This is a genomic window from Saccharopolyspora sp. SCSIO 74807 (assembly GCF_037023755.1).
GTDB lineage: Bacteria > Actinomycetota > Actinomycetes > Mycobacteriales > Pseudonocardiaceae > Saccharopolyspora_C > Saccharopolyspora_C galaxeae.
This window is the reverse complement of the sequence record NZ_CP146100.1, coordinates 1,290,759-1,317,244: the sequence shown is the minus strand read 5'-3', so window position 1 is coordinate 1,317,244 and position 26,486 is coordinate 1,290,759. Positions and strand designations below refer to the sequence as shown.

General features: G+C 71.8%; 18 protein-coding genes and 1 tRNA gene. 9 read left to right on the top strand and 10 right to left on the bottom strand.

What is annotated here, in order from left to right:
• Positions 1-19: 19 nt before the first annotated feature.
• From V1457_RS05790 to V1457_RS05775, 4 genes are all read right to left on the bottom strand, one after another.
• Positions 20-898, bottom strand: a complete 879-nt coding sequence (locus V1457_RS05790) for a metal ABC transporter permease (RefSeq protein ID WP_200068311.1) — start codon at positions 896-898, stop codon at positions 20-22.
• On the bottom strand, positions 898-1,743 hold the full coding sequence (locus tag V1457_RS05785; protein WP_233626601.1) for a metal ABC transporter ATP-binding protein: 846 nt from the start codon (positions 1,741-1,743) through the stop codon (positions 898-900). The genes V1457_RS05790 and V1457_RS05785 overlap by 1 nt, the downstream gene beginning before the upstream one ends.
• Positions 1,744-1,786: 43 nt before the next feature.
• The gene (locus V1457_RS05780) at positions 1,787-2,800 is read right to left on the bottom strand and encodes a metal ABC transporter solute-binding protein, Zn/Mn family (RefSeq protein ID WP_200068312.1); all 1,014 of its coding nucleotides are present in this window, start codon (positions 2,798-2,800) and stop codon (positions 1,787-1,789) included.
• Between the two features lie 470 nt (positions 2,801-3,270).
• Entirely contained in the window at positions 3,271-4,368 is a 1,098-nt protein-coding gene (locus tag V1457_RS05775; protein WP_200068313.1) for an ABC transporter ATP-binding protein, read from the bottom strand.
• Between the two features lie 187 nt (positions 4,369-4,555).
• Between V1457_RS05775 and V1457_RS05770 the strand changes: the two genes are divergently transcribed.
• Positions 4,556-5,656, top strand: coding sequence for a LacI family DNA-binding transcriptional regulator (locus V1457_RS05770; RefSeq protein WP_200068314.1), 1,101 nt, complete (start codon positions 4,556-4,558; stop codon positions 5,654-5,656).
• A 121-nt stretch (positions 5,657-5,777) separates the two neighbouring features.
• On the opposite strand, the gene otsB is transcribed toward V1457_RS05770, so the two are convergent.
• From otsB to V1457_RS05755, 3 genes are all read right to left on the bottom strand, one after another.
• Positions 5,778-8,327 (bottom strand): trehalose-phosphatase, encoded by a 2,550-nt coding sequence (gene otsB, locus V1457_RS05765; RefSeq protein WP_200068315.1) that lies wholly within the window; start codon positions 8,325-8,327, stop codon positions 5,778-5,780.
• Between the two features lie 157 nt (positions 8,328-8,484).
• The gene (locus V1457_RS05760) at positions 8,485-9,924 is read right to left on the bottom strand and encodes a trehalose-6-phosphate synthase (RefSeq protein WP_200068316.1); all 1,440 of its coding nucleotides are present in this window, start codon (positions 9,922-9,924) and stop codon (positions 8,485-8,487) included.
• A gap of 222 nt (positions 9,925-10,146) precedes the next feature.
• Positions 10,147-11,580 carry a threonine/serine exporter family protein gene (locus V1457_RS05755; RefSeq protein WP_338601121.1) on the bottom strand — a complete coding sequence of 478 codons (1,434 nt, stop codon included), beginning with the start codon at positions 11,578-11,580 and terminating at the stop codon, positions 10,147-10,149.
• Positions 11,581-11,811: 231 nt separating this feature from the next.
• Here V1457_RS05755 and V1457_RS05750 point away from each other — a divergent pair.
• Positions 11,812-11,884 (top strand) — tRNA-Thr (locus V1457_RS05750).
• An 87-nt stretch (positions 11,885-11,971) separates the two neighbouring features.
• Here V1457_RS05750 and V1457_RS05745 read toward each other — a convergent pair.
• Positions 11,972-12,754, bottom strand: a complete 783-nt coding sequence (locus V1457_RS05745) for a VOC family protein (protein ID WP_200068318.1) — start codon at positions 12,752-12,754, stop codon at positions 11,972-11,974.
• 244 nt (positions 12,755-12,998) lie between these two features.
• Here V1457_RS05745 and V1457_RS05740 point away from each other — a divergent pair, with 244 nt between their 5' ends.
• The 5 genes from V1457_RS05740 (at position 12,999) to thpD (ending at position 17,902) form a co-directional block, all read left to right on the top strand.
• Positions 12,999-13,739, top strand: a complete 741-nt coding sequence (locus V1457_RS05740; protein ID WP_307849861.1) for a trypsin-like serine protease — start codon at positions 12,999-13,001, stop codon at positions 13,737-13,739.
• Between the two features lie 458 nt (positions 13,740-14,197).
• On the top strand, positions 14,198-14,716 hold the full coding sequence (gene ectA / locus V1457_RS05735; RefSeq protein ID WP_295145769.1) for a diaminobutyrate acetyltransferase: 519 nt from the start codon (positions 14,198-14,200) through the stop codon (positions 14,714-14,716).
• Between the two features lie 240 nt (positions 14,717-14,956).
• Positions 14,957-16,204, top strand: a complete 1,248-nt coding sequence (gene ectB / locus V1457_RS05730; RefSeq protein ID WP_200068321.1) for a diaminobutyrate--2-oxoglutarate transaminase — start codon at positions 14,957-14,959, stop codon at positions 16,202-16,204.
• A gap of 104 nt (positions 16,205-16,308) precedes the next feature.
• A complete protein-coding gene (locus V1457_RS05725; protein ID WP_295145765.1) occupies positions 16,309-16,698 on the top strand; it encodes an ectoine synthase in 390 nt (129 codons plus the stop codon).
• A gap of 301 nt (positions 16,699-16,999) precedes the next feature.
• A complete protein-coding gene (thpD, locus tag V1457_RS05720; protein WP_295145763.1) occupies positions 17,000-17,902 on the top strand; it encodes an ectoine hydroxylase in 903 nt (300 codons plus the stop codon).
• Between the two features lie 51 nt (positions 17,903-17,953).
• Here thpD and V1457_RS05715 read toward each other — a convergent pair whose 3' ends face one another.
• The gene (locus V1457_RS05715) at positions 17,954-18,991 is read right to left on the bottom strand and encodes an ADP-ribosylglycohydrolase family protein (RefSeq protein WP_200068324.1); all 1,038 of its coding nucleotides are present in this window, start codon (positions 18,989-18,991) and stop codon (positions 17,954-17,956) included.
• 359 nt (positions 18,992-19,350) lie between these two features.
• On the opposite strand from V1457_RS05715, the gene V1457_RS05710 reads away from it, so the two are divergent.
• Entirely contained in the window at positions 19,351-22,197 is a 2,847-nt protein-coding gene (locus V1457_RS05710; protein ID WP_338601112.1) for a BTAD domain-containing putative transcriptional regulator, read from the top strand.
• Between the two features lie 348 nt (positions 22,198-22,545).
• On the opposite strand, the gene V1457_RS05705 is transcribed toward V1457_RS05710, so the two are convergent.
• Positions 22,546-23,391: an SGNH/GDSL hydrolase family protein gene (locus V1457_RS05705; protein ID WP_338601109.1), complete on the bottom strand. Its 846-nt coding sequence runs from the start codon at positions 23,389-23,391 to the stop codon at positions 22,546-22,548.
• Between the two features lie 2,795 nt (positions 23,392-26,186).
• Between V1457_RS05705 and V1457_RS05700 the strand changes: the two genes are divergently transcribed.
• Positions 26,187-26,444 (top strand): hypothetical protein, encoded by a 258-nt coding sequence (locus V1457_RS05700; RefSeq protein WP_200068327.1) that lies wholly within the window; start codon positions 26,187-26,189, stop codon positions 26,442-26,444.
• The last annotated feature ends 42 nt before the right edge of the window (positions 26,445-26,486 follow it).

Here is a 26,486-nt window from a genome sequence, read left to right as displayed (position 1 = left end):
CAGCGACGTCCCGGGCGGCTCAGGCCGCGGCCGGTGCGTGCGCCACCCGGCGCAGCCGAGCGCCGCCGACCAGCCTGCACACCAGGTAGATCACGAACGACAAGATCGTCACGAACGCGCTCACCGGCGCCCCCGGAGCCAGCGACAGCACGATGCCGCCGAGCACCGCGAACTCCGCGAACACCACCGCCAGCACCGTCGCCAGCAGCGGGCTCGCCGTCACCCGCGCCGCCGCGGCACCCGGCGTGACCATCAGCGCGAGCACCAGCAGCGCGCCCACCGTGTAGACCCCGAGCGCCGTGGCCACCCCGACCAGCACCGCGAACAGCGGGGTGAGCATCCGGGCGGGAACTCCGCGCGCAGCCGCCACGTCCGGGTCGACGCTGGCGAACAGCAGCGGCCGGTACACCACCGCGAGCGCCACCAGCACCACCGCGGCGCTGCCGGTCAGCAGCGCGACGTCGGCTGAGTCCACGCCCACGATCTGGCCCACCAGCAGGCTGAACTTGTTCGCGGTGCGCTCCGGGTTCATCCACAGCAGCAGCACGCCCAGACCCAGCCCGAACGAGAGGATCGCGCCGATCACCGAGTCCCGCTCACCGCCGCGCTGCCCGAGCAGGCCGAGCAGCAGCGCAGCGACCACGGCGCCCGCTAGCGCGCCGACGCCGACGCTCGCCCCGATCAGCAAGGCCGCCGCGGCGCCGGTGAACGCCAGCTCGGCGGTGCCGTGCACCGCGAACGACATCTTCCGGGCCACCACCAGCGGCGCCAGCGCGCCCGAGACCAGCCCGAGCGCGGCCGCGGCCAGCAGCGCCTGCTGCACGAACGGGTAGCCGAGCAGCTCCCCGGTCAGCTCGAAGTCGAACATCCGGCCCAGCGATTCGATCAGCTCGTCCATCACCGCTGCCCTTCGACGTGGTGGTCGGGCCCGTCGGCGCCCGCGACGACCAGGCGGCCGCCGACGCGGGCCACTTCCACGTCGGCGCGGTAGAGCTCGGACAGCGTCTCCGAGGTCATCACCTCGTCCGGAGTGCCGATCCGGAACCGGCCGTCGACCAGGTACAGCACCCGGTCCACCAGCGGCAGCACCGGGTTGATCTCGTGCGTCACGAACAGCACCGCCGCGTCGGCGTCCCGCGCCTGCCGGGCGATCAAGCTGCTCACGTTGCGCTGGTGCGCCAGGTCCAGCGACAGCAGCGGTTCGTCGCACAGCAGCACGTCCGGCTCGCCGACCAGGGCCTGCGCGACGCGGAGCCGCTGCTGCTCACCACCGGAGAGCAGGCCCAGCGGCGCCCGCGCGTACTCGGTGGCCTCCACCGCGCGCAGCGCCCGCTCGACCCGCTGCTTGCGCGCGCGGCGGTGCCGCAAGCCCACGCCCCAGTGGTGCCCGTCCAGCCCGAGCCCGACGAGGTCGGTGCCGCGCACCGTCAGCGTCGGGTCGATGGAGCGCTGCTGCGGGATGTAGCCGATGCGGTCGCTGCCGCGCCGGGCCGGTTCGCCCGCGACGCGCACGGTTCCGGCCGACAGCGGCTGCAGTCCGAGCAGCACGCGCAGCAGGCTCGTCTTGCCCGAGCCGTTCGGGCCGAGCACGGCCAGGAACTCCCCGGGGCGCACGTCCAGGTCGAGCCCCTCCCACAGCACTCGGGTGCCGTAGGCCAGGCGGGCGTCGCGCAGCTCGACCGCGGGGTCGCGGTCCGGTGCGGAGGGCGCGGAGGTGTCCGCGGTGTCGGTGATGGGTTCCAACGGTGGCTTTCGGTTCGGAGGTGGCGCGGTCCGGGCGGGCCGCTCAGGGGCGGGCGGTCAGCGCCTGCCGCAGGTCGTTGATCTGCCCGTCCATCCAACGCAGGTAGTCCTGATCCTGCGGCAGCGTCTCGGTCATCTCGACGACGGGGGTGCCACCGCGCTGCGCGGCCTCCCGGACCGACTTGGTGACCGGGGATTCGGTCTGCGGGTTGTAGATCACCGCGGCGGCCTGCTTGGAGTTCACCGCGTTCTGGATCTCCGCGACCGCCGCGGCGGGCGGGTCGTTGCCCTCCTCCGCGGAACGCACGAACGACTGCGGGGTGATGTCCGTGAGCCCCGCTCGTTCGACCAGGTAGTGCGCGACCGGCTCGGTGACGATCACCTTCTTGCCGCGGTCCGCGGCGGCGAGCTGGTCCACCCGGGAGCCGAGGTCCTCGATCTGCGCGCCGAACCTGGCGGCGTTGTCCCGGAATTCCTGGGCCTGCTGCGGCTGCTGCTTGCCGAGCTGCTCGGCGACCTTGTCGGCGGTCTCGCGCACGACGTGCAGGTCGTACCAGACGTGTTCGTTGGTGGAGTGGTCGTGGCCCCCGTGCTCATGTTCCCCGTGCTCATGTCCGCCGTGCTCATGTCCGGCGTGCTCGTTTTCCCCCTGCGCGGGTTCGCCGTGGTCGTGGCTGTGCTCGTTCTCGCCCTCGACGGCTTGCACGGTCGGCTTGTCCTGCCCGGAGCCTGCCAGGATCTGTTCGGCGAACTCGTCGTAGCCGCCGCCGTTGACCAGCACCAGGTCGGCATCGGAGACCTTGGCCGCGTCCCGCGGGCTGCTCTCGTAGGAGTGCGGGTCCGCGGCCGGGTCGTCGATGATCGAGTCGACCTGGACGCCGGGGCCGCCGACCGCGCGGGCCACGCTCGCCCACACGTTGGTGGTGGCCACGACGTTGAGCCCGTCGTCGGCGGACCCGCCGCCCGCGCCGCCGCAGCCGCTCACGGTCAGCGCTGTCGCCGCCAGTCCTGCCACTGCGGCGCTGGTGCGGCGGGCACGTCGGATCAACGCGGTCATGTGCGACTCCTCGGGCAGGCGGCAGGCAAACGGAAACCGTTGTCATGTGCAGCTTACGCCGCCGCACCAGCGAAAACCATCGGCTGGGCGAAGTGAACATGACAACTATTTGTGTTCACTCGCGGTGCCCGACCGGACCCGCGGAGTGCGCGAATGCTTGTGAGCCGTTCCGCCGGTGCACTGATTTGCGCAGGTCATACCGCGTGATCGTGCTGCGGGGAGTGTCGTGACCGGTTGGTCGGATCTGGAAGCGACGTTCACGTGGCGCAAGCCGCAGCGCCACCTGCTGCAGCAGTGCTCCCGCGCGCCCGAGCCCGGTGGGCATCGAGTTGGCCCGGCGCGTCGGCAGGCAGGCTCTCGTCCTGTCGCCGACGACGGCCATTCGCAACCAGTGGCGCGACTCCGTCGCGCCGTTTCGGTGCACCTTGCGCGGAGCAGCGCGGCAGCGGATCGCTGCCGCTCCGGGCGCGTCAGGCCTCGAGGCGGGCGCCGGTTTCCGGGTGGAACAGGTGCAGTTCGCTCGCGTCGCGCAGCGCCACCTGCACCTGCTGCCCGAGCGCCGGAGGCGTGCGGCCGTCGGTGCGCACCACGAACCGCTCCGGCGAGCCGTCGACCTGGATGGTGCCGTGCACGAGCGCGTCCGCGCCCAGCTCCTCGACCAGCTGCACGGTCATCTGCAGGCTCTTCTCGTCCGCGCCGGAGACCAGGCGCAGCGATTCCGGGCGGATGCCGAAGGTCACCTGCTCCAGCCCCTCGGCGGCGGCCAGCGCCGAGCGGGTCAGCGGCACCGTCTGCCCGTCCAGCTCCGCGCCGCTTTCGTTCAGCCGCACGGTCTTGAGGTTCATCGCGGGCGAGCCGATGAACCCGGCCACGAAGGCGTTGCGCGGGTTCTCGTACAGCTCGCGCGGGGTGGCCGCCTGTTGCAGCACGCCGTCCTTGAGCACCGCCACCCGGTGTCCCATCGTCATCGCCTCGACCTGGTCGTGCGTGACGTAGATCGTCGTGGTGCCCAGCCGCTGCTGCAGCGCGGCGATGTTCGCGCGGGTCTCCACCCGCAGCTTCGCGTCCAAATTGGACAGCGGCTCGTCCATCAGGAACACGCTGGGTTCGCGCACGATCGCGCGGCCCATCGCGACGCGCTGGCGCTGCCCGCCGGACAGCGCCTTCGGCTTGCGGTCCAGGTACTGCTCCAGGTCGAGCATCTTGGCGGCCTCGGTGACCTTGGCCCGGATCCGGTCCTTCGGCGTCTTGCGCAGCTTGAGCGCGAAGCCCATGTTCTCCGCGACGGTCATGTGCGGGTACAGCGCGTAGGACTGGAAGACCATCGCGATGTCGCGGGCCTTCGGCGCGGTGTTGGTGACGTCCTGGCCGCCGATGGTGATCGAGCCTTCGTCGATGTCCTCCAGGCCCGCCAGCATCCGCAGCGCCGTGGACTTGCCCGAGCCGGAAGGTCCGACCAGCACCAGGAACTCGCCGTCGGAGACCTGCAGGTCGAGGGCGTCGACCGCGCGAACCGGCGGGTTGCCGGGGTAGAGGCGTGCTGCCTGGACGTATGCGACCTCTGACATGTGTGACGCACCTTTCACTGGCTCGAGTGAAAGCAAACTTAGCGCTTAACTAAGTTAAGTTCACGGGTTCCGGCGCACCCGTTCACTGCGTGATCACGTGATGACCAGGAGTGATCGTTTCCGATCAGCGGTGGGATCTGCATCATGGCGGCTTCACCCCCGAGTACTGAACCGTTACCGTTCCTCCATGGCTCGGTCAACGAATGCCCGACGGCCCGCGACGCTGGCTTCGCTCGCCGCGGAGCTGGGCGTTTCCAGGACCACGGTGTCGAATGCCTACAACCGCCCCGACCAGCTCTCGCCGGAGCTGCGCAAGCGGGTGCTGGACACCGCGCGCAGGCTGGGCTACCCCGGGCCGGACCCGGTGGCGCGTTCGCTGCGCACCCGCAAGGCGGGTGCGGTCGGACTGCTGCTCACCGAGAACCTCTCCTACGCCTTCCGCGACCCCGCGGCGATCCGCTTCCTGGAAGGCCTCGCGCTGGCCTGCGAGGACGCCGGGCAGGGGCTGCTGCTGATCCCGGCCAACCCGGAACACGAAGACGTCGCGTCGGTGCACCGCGCCGGGGTGGACGGCTTCGTCGTGTACTCGGTGCCGGAGGACGACCCGCACCTGGCCGCCGTGCTGGAACGGCCGGTGCCGGTGGTGGTCGCTGACCAGCCGCGCGTCGAGCAGGTCGACTGGGTCGGGCCGGACGACGAACGCGCCGTCAAAGTCCTCACCGAGCACCTGATCGGCCTCGGGCACCGGCGCATCGGGGTCTGCTGCATGCGGCTCGCGCGCGGGCGCAACGACGGGATCGCCTCGGTGCACCGGCAGGCCAACGCCAGCTTCCACGTGCAGCGCTCCCGGCTCACCGCGCTCGCCGAAGGGTTCAGCGAAGCGGGCGTGGACTGGTCGAAGGTGCCGGTGGTGGAGCGCTTCGACCACTCCACCGAATCCGGTGCCTCCGCGGCGGCGCAACTGCTGGAGCTGGACCCGGAGATCACCGCGGTGGTGTGCACCTCGGACATCCTCGCGCTGGGCGCGATGCAGGAGGCCGAGCGCCGCGGCCTGCGCGTGCCGGAAGACCTCACGGTCACCGGCTTCGACGGCATCGAGGACGCCGAGCGGGTCGGGCTGACCACGATTCGCCAGCCGGTGATGGAGAAGGGCCGCGCGGCCGGGCGGTTGCTGCTGGACACCAGCGAACCGGGCCGCCCGCGCGAGGTCGTGCTGGAGACGCAGATGCTCACCGGCAGCACCGCCGCGCCGCCGCGATCCGCCGAGGAGCGCTGGTTCGGGCCGTGACGAGCCGCTGAGCCGGCACCGGCCGACGCAGGAAAAAGCGGGCCGGCTCGCCCAGTGCACCGGACGAACGGCCCGCTCGTTCGCGCGGGTCAGGCTCGGCCGCCCGACCCGCGGCACAGCGCTACGACAGCAACTGGGCGCAGCGGATCAAGCCCAGGTGCGAGTAGGCCTGCGGGTGGTTGCCCAGCGAACGCTCCGCGATCGGGTCGTACTCCTCGGCCAGCAGCCCGGTCGGCCCTGCGGTGTCCACGATCTGCTGGAACAGCTCCTCGGCCTCGGTGCGCCGCCCGATCAGCAGGTACGCCTCGATCAGCCACGCCGCGCAGAGGTGGAAACCGCCCTCGTCGCCGGGCAGTCCGTCGTCGCGGCGGTACCGGTAGACGGTGGAGCCGCTGCGCAGCTCCGACTCGATCGCGGTGACCGTGGCGCTGAACCGCTCGTCCGCCGGGTCGATCAGCCCGGACAAGCCGACGTGCAGCGAAGCCGCGTCCAGGTCCGAGCCCTCGTAGGCGGTGGTGAACGCCTGCACGTCCGCCTGCCAGCCGTTCTTGAGCACGTCCTGGGAGATCTGGTCGCGCAGCGGGCCCCACGTCGATTCCGGAGTGCGGTCGTAGCGCTCGCCCAGCTTGATCGCGCGGTCCAGCGTGACCCAGCACATCACCTTCGAGTACACGTGGTGCCGCGGCTGGTCGCGTTCCTCCCAGATGCCGTGGTCCGGCTCGAACCAGCGGTGCGAGACGGCCTCGGCCATCGCCTTGACCAGTTCCCAGTCCTGATCGCGCAGCGCGCCGGTGGCCGCCGCCAGGTTCGTCACCAGCTCCACGACCGGCCCGAACACGTCCAGCTGCACCTGCTGGTCGGCGAGGTTGCCGACGCGGACCGGGCGGGATCCGGCGTAGCCGGGCAGGCTGTCGATCACGGCCTCCGGGCCGAGGCTGGTGCCCTGCAAGCTGTAGAGCGGGTGCAGCCGCTCCGGGCCCGGCAGCGATGCCAGCACGTTGTGCAGCCAGTTCAGGAAACCTTCCGCTTCCGCGGTGGAGCCGAGCGTGACCAGCGCCTGCGCGGTCATCGAGCCGTCCCGCAGCCAGCAGTAGCGGTAGTCCCAGTTGCGCACCCCGCCGATCTCCTCGGGCAGCGAGGTCGTGGCGGCCGCCATGATGCCGCCGGTGTCGGTGTTGCACAGCCCGCGCAGCGTCAGCGCGGAACGGCCCACCAGGTCGCGCTCGACCGCGGGCAGCGTGAGCGTCTCCAGCCAGTCCGACCAGTAGGCGTCCGCCGCGGCGCGGCGCTGCGGCTGGGTCAGCTGCGCGGGGGAGAGGTCCTCGGTGCCGCAGCGCATCTCCAGCACCACCGGCTCGGCGTCGGAGGCTTCCACCACGGCGTGCGCCGATTCGTGCATCCCGTCCGAGGTGATCTCCCACTGCACGTCGGGCGAGTGCAGCACGATCGGCTCGGAGGTGCCCATCACCCGCAGGCCGCCCGCCTCCTGCACCAGCCGCACCGGCACCTGGCCGAACTCGGGGCGCGGGGCGAACTCGATGCTCGCGGTGCTGCCGCCGCTGATCACCCGGATCAGGTCGGTGCGGTGCCCGTCGACCCCGTGCTCCAGGTAGTCCGTGACCAGCAGCCGCGACCAGCGGGTCTCGACGGTCATGGTGCCCGGCACGTAGCGCTGGCCCAGCGGCAGCGGGCTGCGCGGTGCGCCGTCGCCGCCGTGCGGGCGGATCGAGAAGTGCCCGGCGCCGGGGCCGCCGAGCAGGTCGGCGAACACCGCCGCCGAATCCGGCCCGGGGTGGCACATCCAGGTCACCCGGGCGTCCGGGGTCAGCAGCGCCACGGTGCGCTCGTTGGACAGCATGGTCAGCCGCTCGATCGGCGGGGCCTGCTCGCCGTAGAGCCAGGTGCGCCGCTCCTCCATCAGGAACGCCAGCGCGGTGGCGACCTGCGTGGTGTCGGCCACCCGGAAACCGGCCAGCGTTTCGCCGTCGCCGACCTTGAGCCCGATGTCCGGGCCGTGCAGCCGGGCGAACGCCTTCTCGTCGGTGACGTCGTCGCCGAGGAAGATCGCGGCGGTCGCGCCGACCTGGTGGCGCAGCGCGTCCAGCGCGTTGCCCTTGTCGGTCTGCACCACGGCCAGCTCGATCACCGATTTGCCCTCGGTGACCTGCACGCCGTCCCAGGTGGCCGGGCCGGAGCGGATGGCGTCGAGCACCCGCTCGGCCACGTCTTCCGCGGCGCGGCGCACGTGCACGGCCACGCTGGCCGGCTTGGCCTCCAGCGTGACGCCTTCCTCGCCGACCACGACCTCCTGCGCGGCCCGCTGCAGCGCGGTGCGCAGCTCGGTGGCCTGCGGGTCCAGCTGGTGCACGAAGCCGACGTCGAATTCGGAGCCGTGGCTGCCGACCAGGTGCACCTCGGCGGGCAGCCGGGACAGGGTGGCGAGGTCGCGCAGGGCGCGTCCGGAGATCACCGCGGTGGTGGTCGCGGGAAGAGCGGCCAGCGAACGCATGGCGTGCACCGATTCGGGCAGCGGTTTGGCCGCGTTCGGGTCGGCCACGATCGGTGCGAGCGTGCCGTCGTAGTCGCAGGCGACCAGCAGTCGAGGGGTGCGCGCGAGCTGCACGAGAGTGCGTCGGAGCTCGGCGGGGAGAGCTTCGGCGGTCAACGCCATACTCCTCTGGGGCTTCTCGGATGGGTCTTCGTGATCGATCCGGTGCCGCGGCGCGCGAGTCGGGTCCGCTGCCGGTTCCCGCAGCACGCCTGCCGGTGGTCGATCGGTCGTGCCGTCGCCCGCTTCCCGGTCGTGCCGGCGAATGCGGGACCGCGCACTAATCCGTAAGGGTCGTACCCAGCGCTTCGAGGAACGATCGCGCCCAGCGATCGACATCGTGCGTGAGCACCTGCCTACGCAATGCTCGCATCCTACGGCGGCCCTCGGCCTGCTCGATGTCGAGGGCGGCCAGCAGCGCTTCCTTGACTCCGTCCAGGTTGTGCGGGTTGACCAGGTAGGCGCTGGTCAGTTCCGCGGACGCGCCGGCGAACTCGCTGAGCACGAGCGCACCGCCGAGATCGTTGCGGCACGCCACGTACTCCTTGCACACCAGGTTCATGCCGTCCCGCACCGGCGTCACGACCATGACGTCGGCCGCGCAGTAGAACGCCACCAGGTCCCGCTTGTCCACCGAGGTGTGCAGGTAGTGCACCGCGGGGTGGCCGACCCGGCCGAACTCGCCGTTGATCCGGCCGACCTCGCGCTCGATGCCTTCGCGCATCTGCTTGTAGTGCTCGACGCGCTCCCGGCTGGGCGTGGCGATCTGGATCATGGCCACGTCCTCGGCGCGGACCCGGCCTTCCTGCAGCATCTCGTGCATCGCGTGCAGCCGGACGTCGATGCCCTTGGTGTAGTCCAGCCGGTCCACCCCGAGCATGATCTTGCGCGGGTTGCCCAGCTCGGCCCGGATCTCCTTGGCGCGCTGCTGCACGTCCTTGCTGCGGGCCATGTGGTCCAGCTCGGAGGAGGCGATCGAGATCGGGAACGCCCCGACCCGCACCGTGCGGTCGCCGACCTGCACCACGCCCGGCCGCGAGCGCACCCCGACCTGGCCGCGGCTGGGCTCGAAACCGGCCAGCCGCCGGGCCAGCCACAGGAAGTTCTGCGCGCCGCCGGGCCGGTGGAACCCGACGAGGTCGGCGCCCAGCAGCCCGCGCACGATCTCGGTGCGCCACGGCAGCTGCATGAACAGCTCCACCGGCGGGAACGGGATGTGCAGGAAGAACCCGATCCGCAGGTCCGGGCGCAGCTCCCGCAGCATCGCGGGCACCAGCTGCAGCTGGTAGTCCTGCACCCAGACGGTCGCGCCCTCGGCGCTGACCGCGGCCGCCGCCTCGGCGAACCGCCTGTTCACCCGCCGGTACGCCTCCCACCAGGAGCGGTCGAACACCGGCGGCACCACGACGTCGTGGTAGAGCGGCCACAGCGTCGCGTTCGAGAAACCCTCGTAGTAGTCGCGGAACTCGTCCGAGGACAGCCGCACCGGGTGCAGGTGCAGGTCCCCGTCGTCGAACGGCTCCACGTCGATGTCGGCGACACCGGGCCAGCCGACCCACGCGCCGCGCCGGGCGCGCAGGAACGGCTCCAGCGCCGTCACCAGGCCTCCCGGGCTGTGCTTCCAGCGTTCCGTGCCGTCTTCCAGCCGCTCCAGGTCCACGGTCAGCCGGTTGGCCACGACGACGAAATCCGCTCGGGCGGGGTTGCTGCCCCTAGTCACCGGTGTGCCTCCTCGGGAGACTTCTGCTGTCTCGGGCGGGATGGGCTGCGCCGACGGCGTTGGTGCTCTCCAGCGGCTCGGGGCTGGGCGTCACCCGCTGCCCGGTTGGCATCGCGGGACCGATCCCGGATCACCCACTACCCGCTCGCGAGGCTAACCAATCAGCCCCATGGGCGCGTCGGACGTGTGGTGCAACCGAGAGCGAGTGTTCGGTCACGCAACTCATTCCAGCCTGCGGCGGGTGGGCCGCAGCGGTCCGGACAGCCGCGGCCCGACCAGCTTGCGCTCCAGCCTGCCCAGCCGCGTCCGCACCGGCTGCGCCAGGTATTCGCCGAGCACCACGCCGGCGCCGAGCGCGAGCCCGGTGGCCGCCGCCAGCATCAGCGTGGACATGCCGTTCGGGTCGCCGAACACCACGACCTCGTACAGCCCGCGGTAGGTGGCCAGCCCTGGCAGCAGCGGTGCCACACCGGAGACCGCGATCACCAGCGCCGGGATCTCCAGCCTGCGGGCGATGACCCCGCCGATCACGCCGACCACCGTGGTGGCCACGGCACCGGCCAGCACCGGGTCCAGCGACAGCAGCGTGGTGAACGTCGCCGAGACCCCCGCCGCGACCGCGCCGCCGAGCCCGGCCACGACCAGCGGCCGCGGCGGTGCGTAGCTGGCCAGCGCGAAGCACGCCGAGGTCGACGCGCCCGCCAGGGTCTGCACCGGGATCATCAGCGCCTTGGACTCGATCTGCGCCCCGCCCACGAGCCTGGGGTCCCCGGCGAGCTGGCCGAACAGCTGGGAACCGGTGTAGAGGGCCAGCACCACGCCGGCGATCAATCCCGCGGACATCAGCGCGATCTCCGCGATGCGGCCTGCGGCGGTCACGTTGTACCCGGTGATCGCGTCCTGCATGGAGCCGACGACGGTCATCCCGGACAGCAGCACGATGATGCTCGCCGCGACCGCCAGCGCACCGGACTCCGCAGGCAGGAAGCTCTCCCGGTACGAGCACAGCAACGCGATGGTGGTGGCGATGGCGCCGCCCACCGCCTGCTGGAAGAAGAACGGCAGCGCGCGTTTGTTCAGCACCCGCCCGATCCGGTCCACCAGCGCGGTCGCCACGGCGGCCACGATGGCCAGCCGCGGGCCACCGCCGAGCAGCACCGACAGCGAAGCCGCCATCCCGGCCCACGCCAAGGTCGCCACCCAGCGCGGGAACGGGTGTGGCGCGGAGGTGATCTGATCCAGCTCCGAGTACGCCTCCGCGGCGGACATCTCGCCCGCGGTGATCCGCCGGACCAGCTTCTCCACGTCGTCGAGGCGGGTGTAGTCGATCGAGCGGTTGCGCACCACGCGCAGCGAGGTGATCGGCACCGACTCGGTGCCGCGGTAGCAGGAAACCGTGATCGACGTGTAGATCACGTCGACCTCGCAGTGCGGCAGACCGTAGGCGCTGACCACGCCGATGATCGTGGCCGTCACGTCGGAGGCGCCCGCACCGCTGGCCATCTGGACCTCGCCGATGCGCAGTCCTAGGTCCATGACCAAGTGGACGGTCGATTCGTCGGGCAGTGCCGGCCCGTAAACGGCGTTGCGGGTCCCGACCGTCTCGGCCGGTTCGCGCCGCCGCAGCACACCACGGGCGCGCTGCGTGATTCCCACCGCTGAAACCACCTTCCTGCTCACCGCTCCCGGCGGCTCGCCTTGATCGTCACCTCGCCCATCGGCGCCGTTGCCGTTGCTGTTGCACGGACCTCGGGTGTCCTCGGTCACGAGCCTGACACTTCGCCTCGCGCGCCCGCGTGCGAGGGTCCTGCGCGACCGCCTGCTCGCGGCGGGCGTGCGGTGATTACGATGTGTCCGCGTGGTCGCCGGCATCGCCGGTTGCTGTGCGCCGCTGTAGCTCAGTAGGCAGAGCGCCCGCCTTGTAAGCGGATGGTCAGGGGTTCGAATCCCCTCAGCGGCTCCCGGTTCGAGCAGCCTAAGCGCGTCCTGCCCTTCGGCGACAGGACCCGATCGAGGCATTGATCGCCCCCGGCCGCGAGCCGCGGCGTCAACCCGGCGCGGCCGCGGGGTTGATCGCGATGATGCCGAACAGCCCACCCGCCGGGTCGTGCACCACGGCGAACCGGCCCGGCTCGATGTCGGTGGGGCCCGCGAGCACGGTTCCGCCGAGCCGGTCGAGGTGCTCGATCGCGGCGTCGGTGTCGGCGACGGTGAAGTAGACCGTCCAGTGCGCGGGCAGCTCGGTGGGCCAGCTCGCGGTCATCTGGATCATGCCCGCGATCGTGCGCCCCTCCAGCCGCCAGGCGGTGTAGTCCTCCGCGCCGATCTGCTCGTTGGCCGCCTCCCAGCCGAACACGGCGGAGTAGAACTCCACCGCGGATTCCGGGTCGCGGGTGGCGAGTTCGTGCCAGCAGGGGGCGCCGGGTTCGTCCAGCACCGCCGAGCCGATGTGCTCGTTGGGCTGCCACGCCGCGATGGCCGCTCCCGAGGGGTCGGTGAACACCGCCATGCGGCCAGCGTCCAGCACGTCCATCGGCTCCAGCTGCACCTGCCCCGCCGCCCTGCGCACCGCTTCCGCTGCGGCGTCGGCGTCGCGGACGCAGATGTAGGTGGTCCACGACCGCGGGCCGCTGCTGCCGCCGGAGTGCGGGCCGATGCCCGCGACGGGTTTGCCGTGGCGCAGGCACATCCGGTAGCCGCCGCCTTCGTCGCCGGTGTCGTGCACGGTCCAGCCGAACAGCTCGGCGTAGAACTCGGATGTCGTGCTGGGGTCGGGCACGCCGAGGTCCACCCAGCACGGGGTGCCCGGGCGGTATTCGGTGATCTCCATGGGTGTCCCCGCTGCTCATCGAGGTGCGGCCGCCGAGGTGCGGGAGACGTCCGACCGGCGCCATAGTGGGCACCCGATTGTTGGTTGAGTCCGTCGATCGGCGCATCTCGATCAGAACTCAGCTCGCAGTCGCGGTGGCGAATAGTGACCAATTGGTTGACCCATTACCCGTTCGGGTGAGGGTATGGAGCGTGTTCGAAGCCGCTCCGTACAGCGTTGCCGCTGCTACCCAGAGGAGATCAGCGTGTCTCTGGTCCGAGTTCTGACCGGCGCTGCGGGCTTGGCCCTGGCCGCCGCCGCGTTCGCCGTCCCAGCCCAAGCCGCGGCTCCCGCGGCGCCCGCTCCGCCGTCCGACCTGCAGCCGATGATCATCGACGGGGAGGACGCCACGAACGCTCCCTGGGCGGCCCGCCTGCTCAACAACGGCCAGGAGGCGTGCACCGCCACGGCCATCTCGCCGGAATGGGTGCTGACCGCCCAGCACTGCGTGGAAGGCGCCGAGGACGGAGCCATCAGCTTCCGCGTCGGCAGCCTCAACCAGCACGAGGGCGAGGAGTTCAAGGCCAAGTCCGGCGGCGTGCACATCCACGACAGCGTGGACCTCGCGCTGGTCAACGTGGACCGCCCGATGAACGTCGAGTTCGCGCCGCTCGGCGAAACCGGCGACGTCGCCAACGGCGACACCGTGCAGACCTACGGCTGGGGCGCGACCTGCACCGACAAGCCCGAATCCGAGTGCCAGGCGACCAACCTGAAGGTCGCCGACGTCAAGGTCACCGACATCGCCTGCACGGACTACCGCGGCGGCACCGCGGTCTGCGCCGAGCGCGGCACCGGCATCCCGGCGGGCGGCGACTCCGGCGGGCCGATGTTCTCCAACGGCAAGCAGGTCGGGGTGGCCTCGACCAGTGACCGGGCCACCTCCACGGCCTACAACAACATCACCGAATACCGGGACTGGATCAAGGAGGTCGCCGGCGTCTGATCGACGCCGGATGCCGTGCGTCCGGGGCCGCCGCACTCGCGGCCCCGGACGCACGTGTTCGGTCGCGGCCGCCTGCCGTGCGCGGCCGCTCGCGCGGCGCCGCTGAAGATCGCAATTCCGCGCGTTATCCGAAATATCGGCGGATGCAATCCGCGGGCTGCGGGCGAACAGCTTGTGAAGCGGGCGTTTTCGCTGGTCACGCCCGCACTGGGGAATTTCGATCACTAGTTCCGACACATCGTTAACACTGCGGAGATGCGCAGCGCAACGATCATGTCGTGCTCATCACGTGTAGAATCGGGTATCGCCTGGTAGTGCCGCCAGGAAACGTTCATGTACCTGACGGCTTAGGCGATGTTCTGTTAAGTTGGCAAAGCATGACCGGCGACAAACCCAGCCATAACGGCTACGGACCGAATGGCGGACGGAATGGCGGAAGCGACTCTCCCGATGCGGAGATCGGCATTCCGGTCGTCGCGGACGGACCCGCACTCTACCGGATCACGAGCGATTCGGGAGTGCTCGATGTGAACTCGTCCTACGCCTACCTGATGTGGTGCCGCGACTTCGCGGGCACCAGCGTGGTGGCGCGGGAGGACGGCGAAGCGGTCGGCTTCATCACCGGATACCTGCGGCCGGACGCGCCGGACGTGCTGATGGTCTGGCAGGTCGCGGTCGACGCATCCCAGCGCGGGCGCGGCCTCGCGGGCAAACTGCTCACGCACCTCGTCGACCGCCTGGTGCCGCGGGGGGTGCGCTATCTGGAAACGACGATCACCGCGGACAACACCGCTTCGATCAAGTTGTTCTCGGCGCTGGCGCGGGACCGCGGCACCGAACTCGCCCGCAGCGAGCTGTTCACCGCGGACCTTTTCCCCGATGCGCACGAGGACGAGGACCTTTACCGAATCGGGCCGTTCCCGGCTCCGGGCGTCGTGCCCGCGGACTCGGCGGCGGCGCCCAGGCCGGCCGATTAGCCGAGGCGTACCGATCAGCACAGGCAGACCGATCAGCCCGGCCCGGCCCCCGTGGTCCAGCGGGCCGATCGGCGCACGCGGTGAGCGCGGGCCGGGGCGATCGCGAAGCAGCCCGGCGGCCGTGCCGGATCGCACAACCGCAGGTTCCCGGCGCACCAACGGCGGTCTCCCCGCCGGGAGACGAGAAGACCTACTGCACAGCCGGTGGCCGCCAACGGTCGCCGCGCCGAACGGAGGATCGTGAACGACATCTTCGCAAGCCTCGAATCCGAGGTGCGCAGCTACAGCAGGAACTGGCCGACCACGTTCGACGTGGCCCGCGGCAGCTGGCTCTACGGCGAGGACGGCACCCCCTACCTGGACTTCTTCGCCGGTGCGGGGGCGCTCAACTACGGGCACAACAACCCCGCGCTGAAACGCAAGATGCTGGAGTACCTGGAGCGCGACGGGGTCACGCACGGCCTGGACCAGGCCACCGTGGCCAAGCGGGAGTTCCTGGAGACGCTCGACGAGAAGCTGCTCAAGCCGCGCGGGCTGGACTACAAGGTCCAGTTCCCGGGGCCGACGGGCACGAACTCGGTGGAGTCCGCGCTCAAGCTGGCCCGCAAGATCACCGGCCGCGAGTCGATCATCAGCTTCACCAACGCGTTCCACGGCATGACGCTGGGTTCGTTGTCGGTGACCGGCAACTCGATGAAGCGCGGCAGCGCGGGCATCCCGCTGGTGCACGCCACGCCGATGCCCTACGACAACTACTTCGAGGGCCAGGTCCCGGACTTCCTGTACTTCGAGCGGCTGCTGGAGGACAGCGGCTCCGGCCTGAACGAGCCCGCCGCGGTCATCGTCGAGACGCTGCAGGGCGAGGGCGGCATCAACAACTCCCGCCCGGAGTGGCTGCGCGGCCTGCGCGAACTGTGCGACAAGCACGGGATGCTGCTGATCATCGACGACGTGCAGATGGGCTGCGGGCGCACCGGCCCGTTCTTCAGCTTCGAGGAAGCGGGCATCGTGCCGGACATCGTGTGCCTATCGAAGTCCATCGGCGGCTACGGGATGCCGCTGGCGCTGACCCTGATCAAGTCCGACCTGGACGTGTGGGAGCCGGGTGAGCACAACGGCACCTTCCGCGGCAACAACCCCGCGTTCGTGACGGGGTCCGAGGCGCTGCGGCTGTACTGGAGCGACGACGCGCTGCAGCGCGGCACGATCGCCAAGGGCGAGCGGATCGGCCAGGTGATCGGCGAGATCGCGGACAAGTACGAGGGCGCGCAGGCCAAGGGCCGCGGCCTGGCTCGCGGGCTCGGCTTCGACGACCCGGAGACCGCGGGCAAGATCTCGAAGGCCGCGTTCGACCGGAAGATGATCCTGGAGACCTCCGGGCCGCAGAGCGAGGTCATCAAGATCATGCCGCCGCTGACCGTCTCCGACGATGAACTCGAACAGGGGCTTCAAATCATCGTGGATTCGGTGCAGGCTGTGCTTGCCTGAATCCAGCGCACACCGGCCGGCCCGGCTGTCTCCGGGCCGGCCGCTCGCGTCCGCACTACCGAAGCTGGCAAACCCGAAGCCGGCCCACCGAAGGAGGGAAAGCAGTGTTCGTCCGCAGTCTCGAAGACGTCGAGGACACCGACGACGACATCAAGACCGAGAACTGGCGCAGCAAGCGCATCGTGCTGGCCAAGCAGAAAGTCGGCTTCTCCGTGCACGAGACCACGCTGTACGCCGGCACGGTGAACGACTTCTGGTACGCCAACCACATCGAGGCGGTCTTCGTCTTCGAGGGCGAAGGCGAGGTCGAGGACAAGGCCACCGGTGAGGTGCACCAGCTCAAGCCGGGCACCGTCTACATGCTGAACGACCACGACAAGCACCAGGTGCGGCCGAAGACGGACATGCGCACGGTGTGCGTGTTCAACCCGCCGGTGACCGGGCGCGAAGTGCACGACGAGAACGGCGTTTACCCGCTGGTCGTCGAAGACTGACCGACCCCCGGGCGAATCTTGCAGCCCACGGGCCGCTGCGGCGGCTCGTGGGCTGTTTCGCGTTCGGGCGCTGATCGCATTTCGCCCTTCGTGATCGATCCCACCGGCCGCCGGGCTCGAAGACTCCGCTGCGCGGATGCGTAATGCCGAGTGCCGAGGGGTATCCGGCGAGTGTCAGGTTGCCTGCCGCGGTGTGCGGCCCCGCATTCGGGGAAACGCCACCGAACGAGGAACCGAGAAATGGCGGCGGTGCGTGCGGCACCGGCCGCTCCGGCGGGAATTCGCGAAGGAGGCGCAACTGATGACCGTCGCAGACGTGCGGACGCAGGACCGCTATCCGACCCGGCGCGGAGCCGAGTCCGCGCTGCTGGAACGCACCGATCCGGTGGTCTGGCCCGGCGTGGATTCCGGGCCTGCGGGCACCGGCGAACTGGCCGAGCACCAGGACAAGGGCTTCCACGTGCTGCCGGGCCTGCTCTCGCCGGCGGAGGTGCAGGAGCACTGGCAGGAGCTGGAGCGGCTCGTCCGCGACCCGGACGTCCGCGCCGACGAGCGCACCGTGGTGGAGAAGGAATCCAACGAGGTCCGCTCGCTGTTCGAAGTGCACCGCACCAGCGAAATGGTGGCGGAACTGATCCGCCAGCCGCGCATTCTCGATCGTGCGCGGCAGATCCTCGGATCCGATGTCTACGTGCACCAGAGCCGGATCAACTACATGCCGGGATTCCGCGGAAACGGTTTCTACTGGCATTCCGATTTCGAGACCTGGCACGCCGAGGACGGCATGCCCGCGCCGCGCGCGGTGAGCCTGTCGATCGCGCTGACCGACAATTTCCCGTTCAACGGCGGGTTGATGGTGATGCCGGGCGCGCACCGCACCTATGTTTCCTGCGCGGGAAAGACGCCGGACGACAACTACAAGTCGTCGCTGCAGGAGCAGAAGGTCGGCGTACCCGCCGAGGACGACATCCGGCGGCTCGGGTACGAGCACGGGATCGAGCAGTTCACCGGGGCCGCGGGCGCGGCGCTGTGGTTCGACTCGAACACGATGCACGGGTCGGGCAACAACATCACCCCGTACCCGCGCTCGAACATCTTCGTCGTGTTCAACAGCGTGCAGAACACGCTGGTCGATCCGTTCGCGGCGAAGCAGCGCAGGCCGGAGTTCGTCGCCGCCACGGACTTCACCCCGATGGGCAGGTGAGCGCCCTGCGGTCCGGCCTCCCGCGAGGGGGCCGGACCGATGGTGCGTCGCTCAGGTGTCCAGGCCCAGGTAGCGGCGTTCGTTGAACTTCTCGCCGGAGCACGACGCGCCGACGTCGTGCCCCACCCGCTCGACCACGTCGGCCAGTTCCAACCGGGACAGCCAGTTCCGCGGCAACGCGGCGGTGCCGTGCCGGGCGCCGAGGATCGCGCCGGTGATCGCGGCGGTGGTGTCGCTGTGCCCGGAGTGGTTCGCCGCCAGTCGCAGCGCCGCGGTGAACTGCTCCGCCTTGGGCAGCGCCAGCGCGCAGTACACCCCGATGGCCAGCGCCTCCGGGCCGATCCAGCCCTGACCGAGCCGCTCCACGTGGCCGACCGAGCCGCCGAGCCGGGCCAGCGTGGAAGCCTCCGCGAGCAGGCCCGCCGTCTCCGGGTCGTCGCGCAGCACGCGCCCGGAGGCCTGGTCGACGGCCTCGGTCAGCCGCCGGTCCTGGACCGCGATCAAGTGCACGACCAGCGACAACGCACCTGCGGACGCCCAGCCGCCCGCGCCGCCGTGGGTCAGCGCCGCGAACCGGCAGCCCAGTCCGTAGGCCAACGCGGAACTGGGCGCGAAACCGAGCGGGGCGGTGCGGTCCAGCCCGCCGCAGCCCTTCGAGCTGTTCCGCGGCCGGTCCGGGCTGCCCAGCTGCGGTTCGCCCAGCGCGCGCAGGCTGGTCAGGCCCGGGGAGCGGTTGGCGTAGAGCTCGCCTTCGGCGAGCAGTCCGGTCGCGCCCGTCGGCGGTTTGTCCTCCTGCTGCGTGGACAACCAGCGCCGGTAGGCCGCCGCGGCCGATTCGACCGGGTTCCACTGGCCGCCGTTGTTGCCGCGGGTCCACGCGCTCAGGTAGCCCTCGCCGGTGAACAGCGTCATCTGGGTCGCGTCGCCGAGCAGCGCGGGCATGGGCGGCTCGGCGACGCCCTGTTCGCCGAACTCCGCGCGGATGCCGTCGAGCTGCTGGAACTCGACCGGCACGCCGAGCGAGTCGCCGAGCGCGACGCCGAGCAGGCAGCCCACGGCGCGATCGACCACTGCGGACGGGGTGGGCACGCGGCGGGCTCCTTCGGGTGGTGCTCGACGATGATCGATCTGGTGCGAGGGTACTGGGCACCTCCGCGAACCGGGAGCCGATCGGAGCAGCGCCGGCGCCGTCCGGGGGTGAGTCCGGGCACGGTGCGCCACTGCTGCGACCCTTCGGCCGCGTGCTGAGCTGCACCGGAACCGGAGATCCACCGCGAGCGGCCGCGCCGCTCGCTGGGCCGATCGGGTGAGCTAGTCGGCGGTGCCGCAGGTGCTCGCCGCGCCGCTCGCTAGCGTGTGTCGGTTTCGCCGCTAGTGGACTCGCCGCCGCGCGGTGCCCGAAACTGACCAGGACCGGATCAAGCGCAGGAACGGCAGGTGTGCACGGGATGCCAGGGCAGGACGCCTCGCTCGGCGGAGGGGGCAGCGGATTCACCTTCCGCGTGCTCGGCCCGCTGGAGGTGCGCCTGGACGGCGTCCCGCTGCGGGTGGGGTCGGCCGCGGCGCGCGGCGCGCTCGCCTGCCTGCTGCTCGAGCCGAACCACGTCGTGCCGATGGACCGGTTGATCGACATCCTCTGGGGGGAAGCACCGCCCGCGACCGCGCGGACCATCGTGCACGGCTACATCGCGCGCATCCGCCGGATGCTGGAACAGCAGCACGAGGACGAGCCCGGCAGGCCCGCGGTGCTGACCCGGTCGCCCGGCTACCTGCTGCGGGTGGACAACGACCGGATCGACGCGCACCGGGCGCGCACGCTGGTCAACCAGGCGCACGGGCTGGAACCGGCGAACCGCGCCAAGCTGCTCAACGAGGCGCTCGACCTGTGGCGCGGACCGGTGCTGTCCGATGTGGGCGCCGAACGGCTGCACCAGATGGTCGGGCCGAACCTCGACGAGCTGCGGCTGCTGGCGCTGGAAGAACGCATCTCGGCGGACCTGGAGCTGGGCAAGCACCACCGGCTCGTGGTCGAACTGGCGAACCTGGTCGACGAGCACCCGCTGCGGGAACGGCTGACCTACCTGCTGATGCTCGCCGCGTACCGCGCCGGGAACCGCGCCGAGGCGCAAGCCTCCTACCACGCGCTGCGGCAACGGCTCTCCGGCGAACTCGGCATCGACCCCGGCCCGGAGGTGCGCACCCTCTACGAACGGCTGCTGCGCGATGACGAGACGCTGCTGGGCGGTGTGCGGCCGAGCACCGGCCGGGACTCGGCGCCGATCCGGCCGGTGCCCGCCGAGCTGCCGCCCGCGGTCGCCGGCTTCGTCGGCCGGGAGAGCGAACTCGGCGTGCTGGACCGGATGCTGGCCGAACGGGACCGGGGCGGCGCCACCATGCTCGGCGTGCTCACCGGCACCGCGGGGGTGGGCAAGAGCGCCGTGGCGATCACCTGGGCGCACCGGGTGGCCGGTTCGTTCCCGGAGGGACAGCTCTACGCCTCGTTGCGCGGTTTCGACTCCGAGCGGGCGCCGCTGTCCCCCGGCGAAGCGCTGACCAGCATGTTGAAGGCGCTCGGCGTGGCCGCCGACGCGATCCCGCTGGACGTCGACGACCGGGCCGCGCTGTACCGCTCGCTGCTGGCCGACCGGCGGGTGCTGGTGCTGCTGGACAACGCGCGGGACTCCGATCAGGTCCGGCCGCTGCTGCCCGGCAGCTCGACCGCGCTGGTGCTGGTCACCAGCAGGCGCAGGCTGGACGGGCTGGTCGTGCGCAGCGGGGCGCGAGTGCTGCCGCTGGAGACGCTGCCGACCGGATCCGCCGTCGCGCTGCTGGACCGGGCCGGCGGTATCGAGGGTTCCGCGGCCGAGCCGGACGCTGCCCGCGAACTCGCCGAGCTCTGCGGCGGGCTGCCGCTGGCGCTGCGCATCGCGGCCGCCCGGCTGGCCGCGAACCCGGCGCGCGGCGTGGCCGACCTGGTGCACGAGCTCACCGACGAGAGCAACCGGTTGCACGGGCTGGACATCGACGACGCCGACACCAGCGTGCGGCGGGCGTTCGACATCTCCTACCGGAACCTGCATCCGGTGCACGCCAGCACGTTCCGGCTGCTCGGGCTGGTGCCCGGGCAAACGTTCACCGCGCAAGCCGTGGCAGCGCTGTGCGAGACCGACTCGGCGGGCGCCTACCGCAGGTTGCGCGCGCTGGCGCTGGCGCACCTGGTCACCGAGACCGAGCCGGACCGGTTCGGGATGCACGACCTGCTGCGGCTGTACGCGCGGGAACTGCTCAACACTCCGGAGGAGCGGACGGGCGAGCGGGACGGCGGCGCGTTGCAGCGGTTGCTGCACTACTACCTGGTGGTCTCCGACCACGCCCGCAGGTTCCTGCGGCCCGCGCGGGACGACGTCGACTTCTCCGGCGACTCCACCTTCGAGCAGCCCGCCATCCGCAACCGCACCGAAGCGCTGGCCTGGTTCGACGCGGAATGGCCGAACCTGGTCGCCGCGGTGCGCACCGCGAAGGCCCAGGGCCTGCACCAGCACGCCTGGCAGCTGGTGCGCTGCCAGTTCAACTACCTGGTGGTGCGCTGCCCCTGGGAGGACTGGATCCAGGTCTACGGGGACGGGCTGGAATCCGCCCGGCTCGCCGCCGACCCGATCGGCCAGGTGCTGATGCCCGCCGGGCTCGGCGTCGCCTACGCCCGCAGCGGGCGGCACGAGGAGGCGCTGGTGCACTACGCGGAGTCCTACCGCTGCGCGGTCGCCACCGGCAGCCCCAGCTGGCTGGCGATGGCGCAGGTCAACATGGGTGCGGTGCTGTTCAGGATGCAGCGCTACGCGGAGGCGCAGGTGCACTGCCGGGACGCGCTGCGGGTGTACCGCACGCTGGGCGACCGCTACCGCGAAGCGGGCGCGCTGAACAACCTCGCCCAGGTCGAGCAGGCGGGCGGGCACCTCGCCGAAGCCCTGGAGCACCTGCTGGAAGCGGTCGTGATGTACCGCGAGGCCGACGACCTGGAGACGTTGTCGATGGTGCTGAACAACTGCGGCGAGGTCAGCATCGAACTCGGCAGGCTCGCCGACGGCGAGAACTACCACCACGAAGCGCTGGACGTGGCGCAGCGCTGCGGCTCTGCGATGCACCAGGCGTCGGCCTACCTGGGGCTCGGCGACGCGGCGCACGCGCGGGGCGATCGGTCGGTTGCGCAGACCCGCTGGGAGACCGCGCTGTCCATCTACGAGACCAGCGGCTCGCCGCGCGCCGAGCAGGCGCGGTCCAGGCTGGACAGTCTCTGAACCGGCGTTTTTGCTGCTCAGGGGAGCGTTTAGCGGACGTTTAGCCGACGTCTAGCCCGCGCTGGGAGCTTGTCTTGCGTGCGGGTCGGCGAGTTCGGATCCGCACCGGGCGGCTCCTGGGGGATCCGAGGGGGATGCCGCCCGGCCGTCCCGGCTCGTACCCGCTGCGGCGGGTGCCGGCCGGGGTGGCCGCTCCGGGGGGAGCGGAACATCCGGGACACCGGATGGACGTGGGGGTGGGTGCGGACCTTTGGCGTGAACGGGGTGGTCCAAAGGTCCGCACTTCGTCCGTGGCGGAGCCGTGCACGGCTGCCGCGGGATCACGGGGACTCAGCGGCCGCAGCGCGCTCACCGCTCCCGGGACGACTCGGTTTCGCGGGTGCGTCCGGGCGCCGCGGAGCAGAGCCGTTCGAGCTGCGGCCGCTTCGGGCCGCGCCCGTCACCGCTGGATTGCCCGCGCAGCCGCCGCACGATCCACGGCGCCAGGTGCTCCCGCGCCCACTGGATGTCCTGCGCCCGCTGCACCCGCCACGGCTGCTCCGGCAGTTCCGGCCACGGTGCGCGCCAATCCTGGGTGACTTCCACGCCGAGCGCTTCGCACGCCCGCAGCGAGACCCGGCGGTGCCCTTCCGGCGACAGGTGCAAGCGATCCTCGCTCCAGGCCCGCGGATCCTGCAGCACCCGCATCGACCACAGGTCGACCACGAAGCAGTCGTGCCGGTCGGCGATCGCGCGCAGGTGCGCGTTGTAGGTGCCGACCTTGCCGCGCACCCGGCGCAGCACCGGCGTCGAGAGGGTGTCGAAACCGGTGCCGATCAGCACGTCCGCGCCGGTCCCGCGCAGTTCCCGCACCGCGTCGTCGAACATCGCCGCGAGCGCGTCCGGGTCGCTGCCGGGGCGGATGATGTCGTTGCCGCCTCCCACCAGGGAGAACAGGGCGGGGCGCAGTCCGAGCGCGGACGGGACCTGGTCCTCGGTGATCTGCTTGAGCAGCTTGCCGCGCACCGCGAGGTTGGCGTAGCGCAGCTGCGGGTCGGTCGCGGCCAACGTCTCGGCCAGCCGGTCGGCCCAGCCGCGGTACCCGCCGCCGGGGGACGGGTCGGCGATCCCCTCCGTGAAGCTGTCGCCCAGCGCGACGTAGCTCGGCCACCCCGCCCGCTGCTCGGTACCGCCCGTTCCTTGCCGGCCGTTCATCGGCCCTCCTCCCGCTCCTGTCGCGCTGTGCGCCGCAGGCCCGCGGCGCACGTCGAACGCGCTGGTGGGCGCTGCGTCGGGCGATCCGCCGTTCGCGCGCCAATGAACACCCTGATCCTCGGGTGACGACCTACGCCACCGTCGGTTACCGGATCGGTGATCAACGGCACTCGCGGGTCCAGGTGCAATGTGCCGGTATGTCCGATGTGCCCGGGCGATGGGAGGTGCCGAGGTCCGGGCGTTGCCCGGAAACGCGCATCCGGGGCGATCGCTACTGCTAATGTCGCCGCGCGGTGGCGTCAAGCAGCAAGGGGGCTCGTGATGTCGCGTTCCACGCAGGTGGTCGATCTGCGCGCGGCCGGGGGAGGGGCCGCCGCGGCCCGCACGGCGGGCCGTGCGAGCCGCTGATCGGCGATGCCACCGCAAGCCGCGTGCCGCGTCGTGGCGGGCCGTCGAGCTCGCCGTTCGCGGGGACCGGATGTCGACGACCTGGGGGAGAAGTGACGTCACCGCAGAACTCTGCGGTCCAGCCTGGGGCGGTCCAGCCTGGGGCGGCCGGGCCTGGGGCGGCCGCACCGGGTCCGGTGGGGCACCCGTCGCCGGGTGCGGCCGGTGGCAGGCGGCGAGTTGCGATGCACGCGGTTCCCGGCGCGGGCGGGCCGGTCCCGATCCGCGAGAGCGCGCCGATGAACGGTTCCGCTCCCGGTGCGCCGCCCGGGCCGCCGGGTGCGCTCGACGGCTCCGGCGATGGCGGCCCCGAGGCGTCGGCCAGCGGTTTCGGTGCGTCGCGCGAGGGTGGATCTGCGGAACGCTCTTCCGGAAGGCCCCGTCCTGGTCCCGCACCGGGTGAGTCCGGTGTGCCCACGGGATTGCGTGGCTCGGGCGAACTCGGGCCGGTGGAACCGCAAGCGGCCCGTCCCGACGCGCCGCGGCACACCTCCGAGCAGTCCGCGCCCCGTTTCGACCTGCGGTCCGAGTTCGCCGCGCTGGCCGCCGAGCGGGATCCGTTCGAGCTGTGGCGGCGCAGCAGGCGATTCCCCGACCGTTTCCGGCATGAGCAGCACCGCCCGGGTCGGCGCGTGCGACCGGATCGGCCGGAGTCGTCCGGTGGGGTGTCCGCGTTGTCCGGCGACCTCGGCGGTACGGGCGCACCTGCGGAATCGCCTCGGGCGGAGTCCTTCGCGCCGCTGAGCTCCGGGTCGCTGGAGTCGGAACCGCTGCTGTCCGGGTCGTTGGAGATCGGGGCGTCGGGCATCGGCGCTTCGGCGGACGTGGAGTCGAGTTCCCCGCTCGGCGGGGATACGGCTCGCTCCGATTCGCCTGCACAAGGCCCGGATGACCAGCCTCCGCACGAGCGAACCCAGCACGAGGAGCACGGAGCCGCGCCGAGCGGTCCGCGCGGTGGCAGGGCGCCACTCCCGCCGCGTCCGGGCCCGCCTGGACCGGCGCACGGTGTCCCGCAGAACGTCCCGCAGGCACCGGTCGGCGGTGCGCCGATCCCTCCGGCGCCGAACATTCCGCCGCCACCGGGCAGGCCGAATCCCGCTCCGGCCGCGGGGGATCAGACCGTGGACCTCCCGGGTAGGCATGGTCGGTCCGGGGCGTCGGACGACGCGGTCGCGATGAACATCGGTCCGCCGCCACCCAATCCGGGTCCTGGGCGCACTACCCGACCGGGAGCGACCGGCCCGTCGAACGCGCAGGCCGACCCGCGCGGGGCACCGCCGAATTCGGGCACCGCGTCGGGTGGGTTCAACCAGGTCGCTCCGCCGAGTGGGCCGAATCAGGTTGGTCCGCCGAGCGGACCGAATCAGGTCGGCCCGCCGAGTGGGCCGAATCAGGTCGGCCCGCCGAGTGGGCCGAATCAGGTCGGCCCGCCGAGTGGGCCGAATCAGGTCGGCCCGCCGAGTGGGCCGAACCAGGTCGCTCCGCCGAGCGGGCCGAATCAGGCCGGTCCGCCGAGTGGGCCGAACCAGGTTGGTCCGCCGAGCGGGCGGAACCGGGCGGTTCCGCCGGAGCTCGCGGGGCCTGCGCGGTCCGCGCGACCTGCGCCGCCCGGGGCCGCTCCGCCGGATCCGGGACGCTCGACCGGTCCGCACCCGGCTCATCCCGGCCCGCTGCCCGCAGCCCGGCCGCCGATGCCGCCGGACGGCCCCGAGCAGTCGGCGCTGGAGATCACGACCGAGACACCGCGCGTCCCCGGAGCGGCAGCGCACCGGCCGCCGGAGCCGAACCCGCCGGCTCAGCCCGCTGCACCCGTCCAGCCCGCTGCGCCTGTCCAGCCCGCCGGGCCGGCTGCACCGGCCCAACCCGCGCAGCCTGCTCCGCACGGTCAGCCCGCCGCACCCGCCCAACCACCCGCGCCGACTCCGCAACCGCACGCACCGGTCGCCCCGCCGCACGTTGCGGCTCCTCAGCCGGTTCCGCCCGCTCCCGCCGGGTCCGCGGACTCGCCCGGTCCGGAGTTCTTCGACGCTCCGCAAGCCCCGGGCGGTCTGATGGCGCCACCCGGCGACGACGGCCGCAGACCGGGGCCTCCCGCGCCGCACGGCGCACCAGCGCATCCGCCCGCACCGCCGTCACCTCCCCGCGGTGTGCCTGCGCGTCCCCCGAACCGCCCGGAGCCGCAGAACCGACCGGAACACCCGAACCGCCCGGAGCCGCAGAACCGCCCTGCGCCTCCCAACCGCCCGGAGCCGGGACCGCTGCCTCCCGCCGATCGGTCCGCGCCGAGCGCTCCACCCGCACCGGCGTCGCCGCGCTACCAGCCGCGACCGGACGGCGGGTTCGGCCCGATGGGTTCCGGGGCTGCGCGCGGCGCCAATTCCGCCGGACGGTCGCGCGGTTCCTGGAACCACGCGGCGGACGAGCCGGTGGAGCGCCGCGAACGCGAGTACAGCGTGGGCGGCGGCTACCGCCCCGGCGAGTCCGGCGGGAACGAGCGCGGCCCGCAGTTCCTCGTCGAGGCCGACGACGGCGACGGCTACGGCGGCGGCAGGTTGGTCGCGCCTCCGGTGCTGGGCGAATCCCCCGCCGGCTTCCGCGACTTCTGACCCGCCCCCGCCGCCCGGCGCACCGAAGGTGAGACACGACGC